Source organism: Synechococcus sp. CCY 9618 (assembly GCF_019038415.1).
GTDB lineage: Bacteria > Cyanobacteriota > Cyanobacteriia > PCC-6307 > Cyanobiaceae > Cyanobium.
The window spans coordinates 1-8,103 of the sequence record NZ_JAFKRG010000026.1 but is presented as its reverse complement, the minus strand read 5'-3'; the positions used below and the strand labels follow the sequence as shown (position 1 = coordinate 8,103).

Annotated in this window: 7 protein-coding genes; 2 read left to right on the top strand and 5 right to left on the bottom strand. The window is 59.2% G+C overall.

Annotated elements, in window-relative coordinates:
- Positions 1-92: 92 nt before the first annotated feature.
- The 4 genes from KUG41_RS06520 to KUG41_RS06505 are packed head-to-tail and all read right to left on the bottom strand — an operon-like array spanning position 93 to position 4,229.
- Positions 93-1,100 (bottom strand): glycosyltransferase, encoded by a 1,008-nt coding sequence (locus tag KUG41_RS06520; protein ID WP_216902334.1) that lies wholly within the window; start codon positions 1,098-1,100, stop codon positions 93-95.
- Between the two features lie 38 nt (positions 1,101-1,138).
- Positions 1,139-2,206: a hypothetical protein gene (locus KUG41_RS06515; RefSeq protein WP_216902332.1), complete on the bottom strand. Its 1,068-nt coding sequence runs from the start codon at positions 2,204-2,206 to the stop codon at positions 1,139-1,141.
- On the bottom strand, positions 2,206-3,093 hold the full coding sequence (locus KUG41_RS06510) for an amidohydrolase family protein (protein ID WP_216902330.1): 888 nt from the start codon (positions 3,091-3,093) through the stop codon (positions 2,206-2,208). Before KUG41_RS06510 ends, KUG41_RS06515 begins: the two co-directional genes overlap by 1 nt.
- Positions 3,094-3,101: 8 nt before the next feature.
- Complete coding sequence (locus KUG41_RS06505; RefSeq protein WP_216902328.1) at positions 3,102-4,229, bottom strand: DegT/DnrJ/EryC1/StrS aminotransferase family protein; 1,128 nt, start codon at positions 4,227-4,229, stop codon at positions 3,102-3,104.
- Positions 4,230-4,778: 549 nt separating this feature from the next.
- On the opposite strand from KUG41_RS06505, the gene KUG41_RS06500 reads away from it, so the two are divergent.
- Positions 4,779-5,294 carry a hypothetical protein gene (locus KUG41_RS06500; RefSeq protein ID WP_216902326.1) on the top strand — a complete coding sequence of 172 codons (516 nt, stop codon included), beginning with the start codon at positions 4,779-4,781 and terminating at the stop codon, positions 5,292-5,294.
- Between the two features lie 16 nt (positions 5,295-5,310).
- A complete protein-coding gene (locus KUG41_RS06495; protein ID WP_216902324.1) occupies positions 5,311-5,805 on the top strand; it encodes an SIMPL domain-containing protein in 495 nt (164 codons plus the stop codon).
- 267 nt (positions 5,806-6,072) lie between these two features.
- Here KUG41_RS06495 and KUG41_RS06490 read toward each other — a convergent pair whose 3' ends face one another.
- Positions 6,073-7,503 carry an MFS transporter gene (locus KUG41_RS06490; protein ID WP_254216911.1) on the bottom strand — a complete coding sequence of 477 codons (1,431 nt, stop codon included), beginning with the start codon at positions 7,501-7,503 and terminating at the stop codon, positions 6,073-6,075.
- Positions 7,504-8,103 lie beyond the last annotated feature (600 nt).

Below are 8,103 nucleotides of genomic sequence, written 5' to 3'. Positions count from 1 at the left end.
GGGGGGTGAGGTCTGGGGCTGTTGGGTCGCACCACAACCCTGTCGGCCTCACACCCCTTTGTCAGCCGGAACAACCTGGTGGCACTACACACCTAGGTGTGCCTGTCGAAGCGACTGAGGCAGGACCGGAGCAGCGTTTTCAGACGAACCATCAGCCTGGCCTGCAAGGTCCGCAACATCTGCCGAAACCCAGCCGTGTAAAAGCGCACCGTGTCGAAGAGCAGCAGGGGCTGTCGGGCAGCGATCAGCATCGATGGCACCGCAGTCATCGCAGCGCGCCTGTCCTGACAGTGGAGAACATACAGCGTGCCCCAGTAGTTTTGTCTTAAGTGCGCAAGGAAATGGCGTCGATAGCGCCCTCGGGTGAAACGGTCAATGTGCCGGTCGGTGATGGCCTGCTTCTCAAACCAGACCTGCGGCCGGAGGACCGACCAAACTCCTGCGGAATGGATTCTGTAGAAGGAGAGGGGCTCGTAGATGAAGCCGGCTCCTCCAAGTGTAGCGAGGATGATTTTCTTGACCCGATCGCCGTTCGGTACTGAGGCATGGAAGTTCTCGAACAACCACTGCCACGCCCATGAGCGACAGAAGAACGTGGAGTTGTGCAGGAAATTATCTGCTATCAGTTCTTTCGGGCTATAGTAGGCTGCCGTGTCCATTGGCTGCATCACAGTTGCAATGGTGGCGCCATCCTCGCCGCACAGGGTGATGCCACCACAGAAGATCAGCTCGAGGTGGGCATCGAGCAGTTCCCATTGATATTGGAGTTTTAGGGGATGAATCCAGTAATCGTCGCCCTCACAGGTTGCCAGATAGCGACCGCGAGCCATCTCGAGGAACCTGCGGCTGCGCTTACCAAGGTTATATTCATTGGTCTTGTTGCAGTGAATGCGTATGATTCGAGGGTAAAGCTCAGCAAACTCCCGTACGAGATGGGTGGTGCCATCGGTCGAAGCATCGTCCTTAAGGATCACCTCGAACGGAAAGCTGGTGAGCTGCCCCATGAAGCCTGCAATCGCATCTCTGAGGAAAGCGATATGGTTGTAGGTGCTGCAGAGAATGCTTACCTGGGGTGGCCCCGCGACGTGCCAGGTGGCCATCACCTCCTGCTCGCTGCGCAGTTGCAGAGGATCCCCTCTCATGGTGCCGGGGAGAGCGGCGGTAGTGTTCCCCTCGTGAAGGGCTGCTTTACTGCCGCGCCATGTCGGTTCGGCAGGGGGGGCAAATGGATCCCCGCGAAGGAGGCAAGCGCGAGGGCTAGTTCGTCGAACCCGAGCAAGGCACGGGCAGCAGTCGCGCCCGTGAATCGGCCGTTGTACTCGTAGATCCGGTAGTCGTCCAAGCCTTCACGATGGCACTGGATGTTCAGGGGCCCTCGCCAGCCTGCCGACGCGAACACTCGCCCCACGCGCTGGCCGAGGTCGTGAGCCTGCTGGCAGGCACTGGGGACGACTTCCCTGGAAACCCCCCGCTTCATCCGATGCAGGGTGACGAAGGTGCCGGCGAGTTCGCCACTCGGAGTGATGAACGTCTGGATCGAATGCTTCGTCTCCTCGAAGCTGTGAAACAAGGGAAGGCCCCTGTGCTGGACATCGGAGAGGAAGCTCGCCGCACTGTGGGTGTCTCCGCAGTAGGGCTGAAGAATCACGTCGCTCCGATGGCGGTGCGCCTCCAGCTGGTCAGGGTGGGTGAGGATCCACACTCCACGGGAGGCGAAGCCCTTGCGGGGCTTCACGATTAGGGGGAAGGGATTCTCCCTGGCGAAGCGATCGAGTTTTGACGTGTCCTGGAGATCGACGCTGGGCAGAAAGGGCAGGCCGTTGTCACGGGAGAAGTCCCAGCTGAGCAGCTTGTCAAGGAAGATCTCAGCGGTTGCTGCCGATCCCACCAGCAGGCGATCGCCATGGCCAGGATGGGTCTCGCGATGGCGGGCCAGCCAGAGCACCTCCTCGTCGCGGCAGGGGATCACCAGCCGGCAGGAACCTTGGTCCAGCCGTGCGTTCAATAGGCGGTCGAGGCCGGTGGTGTCGACAGAGGTGGGCGGAACGATGCGCACGGCATCGAAGTCGGCCAGTGAGGGCTCGGCGGGTTCGCTGTTGGTGGCTTCAAGGTGGAAGAGTGAACGACGGGGGCCGATGGCCTGGATGATGTTCTGGCCTACCAAGCTGCCGGCGCTGATCAGAAGCAACTTGATTGTGTCAATCATCAGAGATCGAAGGTCGCGATGTACACCGGATCAGATTGGAGGTTCAGGGCATTGATAGCATTGCGAAAGAGAATGTTCTCGATCACTGCTGTATTCCAGTCAAGCTTGAGGAAATTTTTGACGAATGCATTGATCGGTGTCAGTGGAAATGCGCTCGCAAAAACAAATCGCTCAGAAAAGTCCATGAGATTCTTATTGATAGCTCTCATCCAGTCGTCATGTCCTAGATGAAAGAAGTAACCGTCCGGAGCAAGCCAGATGTTGTCGCGCCGTGAAGCAGCAACGATCGCTTCCCGCACGAATGGATAGCAACCATGGCCACTGATGATTCTCAGATTGGGGAAAGCGTCAGCAATCTCCTCAATGTAGCGAGGATGGGCATGATCGAGATCGCTTCCAGCCTTTGGGCCGGAATGCGGGATGATCGTGATGTCAAGTGTCTGACATAGGTCGTAGAAAGGGAAGAGCTTGGGGTCATTAAGCAGGCAGCCTGGCGATCTGCCGGGTTCAATGGTCACGGCCTTCATTCCTAGCTCCTGCACGCAGCGCGCCGTTTCGCTTATGGAGTCGTGGAAGTTGTTACTGACGTCTATGCCACCCACGGCGAGGAAGCGCCCGGGATGGCGTTCTTGTACTTGAGATAACTCATCGTTGGACGTTGTCCGATCTGGAAAGTTGAATCTTCCAATCCTTGCACCAGGATTGAATCCTGATACGGATACCGCTGTGGTCACGCCTGCTTGGGTAATTTCGCTAAAGAAATCCTCTTCGTGCTGGCTCGCGAGTGCCGGAATTCTTTCGAGCCTATCGACGCTGCGCATTCGGTCCACGAAGTACTCAGCGGAGTTTCCACCGGTATATCGACAGCGGCAGTCGATGATTTTCATGAGGTTGATCAGACGGCAGTGCCGCCACGAGAAGAGAGTGAACGTAGCAACTCCGTAATCCGCAGGACTTCTGGATGGCTAAGCTCAGCGTGGATCGGTAAGCAAATAATCTTATCAGCCACGGAGTTGGCCCCTGGCAGGTTGGCAGGGGCCGCAGAGGGAAGGTGTTGGTACATGGGCAAGTTGGAGATGAGCGGATGGAAGTAACGACGGTTACAGATGTTCCGCTGATTGAGTTCATTCTGGAGCTCGCGACTGGAGAGCGGGTATGCCTTATCCAGCAGAATGGGGAAATAGGAGTGGTTATCCCCCGTGAAGCGGGGCAGGCAATGGAGCCCAGGGATCCCCTCCAACTCCTTGCGGTAGGTTTCTCCGGTCATGGATCGGCAGGCCATAAGCTTATCAATATGGCGAAGGTGGAGCAATCCAACCAGCGCGTTCATTTCGTCCAGTTTTGCGTTGATTCCTTCGCAGGTAATCGAGTCTTCATCCTCGATGCCGAAGTTGCGCATCCGATCGATTCTTTCTTTGTCTTCGTGGCTGGTGGAGATCACGGCACCGCCCTCAATCGTGTGAAACGCCTTGGTGGCATGGAAGCTCAGCACGGACGCATCCCCTCGCAGAAGCACACTGCTCCCCTCGTAGGGCACGCCGAAGGCATGGGCGGCATCAAAGAGGAGCTTGAGGCCATGGGTTGTCGCCAGGCGTTGCAGAGCGTTGGCGTCACAGGGCCTGCCGAAGCAGTGAACCGGGAGGATGGCTGTGGTTGCCGTGGTGATGGCTCTCTCGACCCTGTCAGGATCGATGTTGAGCGTGCTGGGGTCGATATCAACAAATACCGGCGTAAGTCCAGTCCAGAGAATGGAATGGCTGGTGGCTACGAAGGAGAAGGGTGTGGTGATGACCTCGCCCGTAACTCCATGGGCCCTCAGGGCAAGGAGAAGCCCCAGGGTCCCGTTGGCGACGATCGAAAGATGTTTCACCCCCAGATGAGCAGATAGCTGCTCCTCTAGACGGCAGACATAGGGACCTCCATTGGTGAGATAACGACTCGACAGGATCTCTTTAAGATGGGGCGTGAGCTCATCGAGTGAAGGGAAGTAGGGCCGACAAAGAGGTATGGAAGGTTCGTCCATTTCCCCAATCTGCATGGGTTTCACTTTACAGGACGATCAAGGTTCTGCATTCCTCCACTTCGAGCGGCAGTGCTTGCACCTCCGTCAGTCAATCCCATGAGCAGGAACGCTTCATTGTCACCCGGATGCATGGTCGCGCGAAGGCCTGATCGGTATCTGGCAGCCGTTGATGCCCTGTAGGTTCGCTCAAAGCGAAACCCTCCCGCCGAACTCTCTCAAGGTGTGTTCTAGCAGTGGGCGCGCTGTTTGTCTGGTCGCCTCCCAATGCCTTCGTAGGCGACTTCCGCTGTCTTCATGCACATGATTATGGCGCGATAGATAACGATGTAGTCGATAGACTCTGCTTCTCGGCCGTTGCTGTGCTTAAGGCTGAGGTTTCCGAGCCACTTGGAATAATTGCAGACGCACTCTGATTGATGGGTCAGCACCGCGATGACGACCCTTCCAGGGTCCATCCTGTGGTTCGAGGCTTGCAGGCACGCCAGCTGAGCGTTCCTGGCAGACAAACCCCAATGCCCTCGCCAGCATGACCGTGGTGGCAGAGAGGGCATGGGCTCGAGGGATCCGATCAGGGACTTTTTCACCTTCCTTCTGGGAGGGGTGCTCTTCTCGATGGGGGCGTTCCTGTTCTTCAACCAGGTGATGGTCAGCTCCGTGCCGATGGGCCTGGGCCTGCGCTTCGGGCGGCGTGCCGCGGGCGGCTGGGGTGGTGGCTACGGATCGGCCTGGGGAGGAGGCTGGGGCGGGGGTTTCGGGCTCTCCCAGGGCCTGGGCGGCGGTTTCGGCCTGCTGCTGATCCCGCTGACGATCGGGGTGTGCCTGCTGTTCGCCTTGCGCAACCAGCGCTGGGGCTGGTTCCTGGTGCTGGCGTCGGTGGCGGCCCTGGCGGTGGGTGTGCTCCAGACCCTGATCATGAGCTTCCAGCCGACCTCGCTCTGGAACCTGCTGACGATGTTCGCTCTGATCGGCAGCGGCGGCGGGCTGATGTTCCGTTCACTGATGGCCTACGACGATGGCAAGGACCGGCAAGACCGACAGGAACCCGGGGAGCGGGAAGACCGTTGAGGACCTGATCGTCGAGATGGAGACGGTTCCACCGGCCCTCCCCCCGGCGTCGGGATCCCCCCGGTTCCCGGTGCGCCGGCGGCTGCTGGCCCTGGTGCTGGTGCTGCTGGGCTTCGGCGCCGGCTGGATGGCGGCCGGCCTGCGGGCGTCCCTGGCCGAGAAGCCGGCCGCCGGTGGCAGGGGCGAAAGCCGCCAGGACCTGCTCGCCGATGGCTGGGTGGAATCGGACCAGGGGGTGTTCACCCGCCGCTGCCAGGGGAACTGCCGCCGGCCAAAGGTCTACGGCGGCGGCATCGCCGATGTGATGGAGGTCTCCTGTCTGGAGCGCCCCTGCGGGGAGATCAGCGTGACCTTCGATGTGCTGGACGGCCAGGGGCAGGTGATCGAAACGCTCCCGCTCAAGCGTCAGGGCCTGCAGGGGGAACGGCTGCAGTTCGTGCTGGAATCCGACAAGCCCGAGGCGCGCCGTTTCGCCCTGCGCGAGTTCCGGGCCAGGGCGAGGGTGTACTGAACGGGCCGTTTCAGCCTGGTGATCGGTGGTGTGCGGGCCGCCGGATCGGTCGTCACCGCGTCGCCCGGCCCATGGGACAAGCGGAGCTGGGGGCCAGGACCGGCAAGCCGTTTCGGCCCTGCCACAAGGGCATCGGCAGTGGCTGGAGCTAGATCTGGCCTTCCAGAATTCCGAGGAACGGCACCGCTGGCTACCTCGCCAGCAGGCGCTCCCCTCAGCAGCGGCTCTGTGAGCGGCTCCGCTGCGGAACGTGAGGAGACCCACCACCTAACGGGCTCGGAACGTGGGTTGGCCATAGCCCATCTGCTCAAGACTTTTCCCATTCGGTTCAATTCGAAACAGATAGGTGACCAATGCCCCAGCCAGGGCGGTCAACACCAACCATTGCAGCAGTGTGGCCGTTCCAATGTCTTTTCTCAGAATCGGGAAGAAAAAGGCTGTGCTCACAGCACCAATCTTTGCGAAAGCGGCTGCAAAGCCAGCACCTGCCCCACGGATCTGTGTAGGAAATACCTCCCCAGCCAGCACGTAGGTGATGGCATTGGGACCAAGATTCGTCATGAAGTTGAAGAGCATGAAACCACCAAAGATCAGGGGTATCTTCAGTGCACTGCCCTCCGGGACTGCGCCTGAAAAGGAGGCGATGGCCAGGCCGGCAGCGCAACCGATGAAGCCAATGATTTGCAAAGGAATGCGACCAACTCGATCAACGAGTGGGATCGATACCAGGAAGCCGACCACCAGGAGCAGGTCGATGGCGCCAGCACCTTCTGCCGCTGTCAGATCGCGGAGAATCAAGTCAGGCTGATCCATGCTGAAGAGAGATCCTATGATGCTCGGGGTAAAAAGACCAATCCCATAGGTTGAGAGATCCTGCAAAAACCAGGGAACCGATGTCAGGATCGTTGCCCTGATGTAGCGAGGTGAAAAAAGATCTTTGAATTCACGCTTTGGTTCCTGGGCCATATCCTCCGGCTGTTGCTGAAGAATGCGTACGGGACGGCCCAGCAACTTGACCGCTGCCGTATGTGCTTCCTCGGCACGATTGCGAGATAATAACCAATGGGAGCTCTCTGGCAGCCTGCTTCGCATCACCGTAACGATGATCCCCGGGATGACGAGGACGCCATACATCCAGTGCCATGCATTCAACTCCGGGTAGATGTCAAGCATCAGGATCCCCACCAGCACCCCTCCCAGGGAGCCAACCGCCTGAAAACTGAAGGCGGCCAGGATCATCCGACCGCGAAAGCGGCTGGGAATCGCCTCTGAAATGATGATGTGTGCGGTTGGATAGTCTGCCCCCAAAGTCACACCAACGCAAAAAAGAAGGCTAATAAGAATGGCAGCATTCCAGGCCAGTGCTGTCAGTCCGATGAAACAAGTGAACAACGCCATTTCCAGAACGAAGACAAACTTTCGCCCCAGCCGATCTGCCAACTGACCAAATAATGAAGCTCCAATCAGAATTCCAAACAGCAGCGCTGCGCCAACTGCTCCTTTCAGGTTGGCTGGCAAGTCCAGGTCTTTTTGAATCAAAGGGATGGCTACACCTGTCAAAAAAATAACCATGCCTTCAAAGAACTTCCCTGCGGCTGCCAATCCCCAAAGGCTCCATTGCATGGAACTAAGGGGGCGGGGAGGTGTTTCATCAATATGGGCTTGCAGGTTTTTCTCCATCGCCAGTGGATCGGTCAATTCATTGGAGGCAACCAAGACTCATTCTACGCTATTTGCATGGAAAGAATGCAACCTCTGCGGGGTCGACTTGCACGGCGTTCATGCCTGAGTAAAGACACGTTTAAGCGTGCCTCCGGCCTCCGCGCTCCCGGGTTCCCCTGGCGCTGGAGGCGTGCATCAACAGCCAGGGATTGGGGCCCTGGAGCCGCTGTTTCGATCGAACAGAGAGCGGTGGAGATGATGGCTCGGCGATCGGATGTCCATCGGGCCCAGGCGGGGAGCTGGGATCAACCTCATTGGCCCATACTCACCACAACCTCGCGGCAGGCCATTGCCCCGGGAGACACGCCCGCGCCGCCCACCCCCGGGCCGTGGCGCCAGGGACAACGGAGCTGGCTGCGCCGAGCACCAAACTCTGGGGCCAGGGCGTGTCCTGTGTGCGCCGCGGCCATCCCTCCCATCCGCCGCTGCCCGCGTTGGGTTCGGCCGGCCCTGGACAGCCAGCCAGGCAGCCCCCTTAGTTGTGTAGTGCCACCAGGTTGTTCCGGCTGACAAAGGGGTGTGAGGCCGACAGGGTTGTGGTGCGACCCAACAGCCCCAGACCTCACCCCCCATGCA

What these genes read in the sequence shown, in the direction of transcription:
- KUG41_RS06520 (WP_216902334.1), bottom strand. Translation starts at nt 1,100, where the DNA reads ATGGCCACCTGGCACGTCGCGGGGCCACCCCAGGTAAGCATTCTCTGC.
- KUG41_RS06515 (WP_216902332.1), bottom strand. Translation starts at nt 2,206, where the DNA reads ATGATTGACACAATCAAGTTGCTTCTGATCAGCGCCGGCAGCTTGGTA.
- KUG41_RS06510 (WP_216902330.1), bottom strand. Translation starts at nt 3,093, where the DNA reads ATGAAAATCATCGACTGCCGCTGTCGATATACCGGTGGAAACTCCGCT.
- KUG41_RS06505 (WP_216902328.1), bottom strand. Translation starts at nt 4,229, where the DNA reads ATGGACGAACCTTCCATACCTCTTTGTCGGCCCTACTTCCCTTCACTC.
- KUG41_RS06500 (WP_216902326.1), top strand. Translation starts at nt 4,779, where the DNA reads ATGGGCTCGAGGGATCCGATCAGGGACTTTTTCACCTTCCTTCTGGGA.
- KUG41_RS06495 (WP_216902324.1), top strand. Translation starts at nt 5,311, where the DNA reads ATGGAGACGGTTCCACCGGCCCTCCCCCCGGCGTCGGGATCCCCCCGG.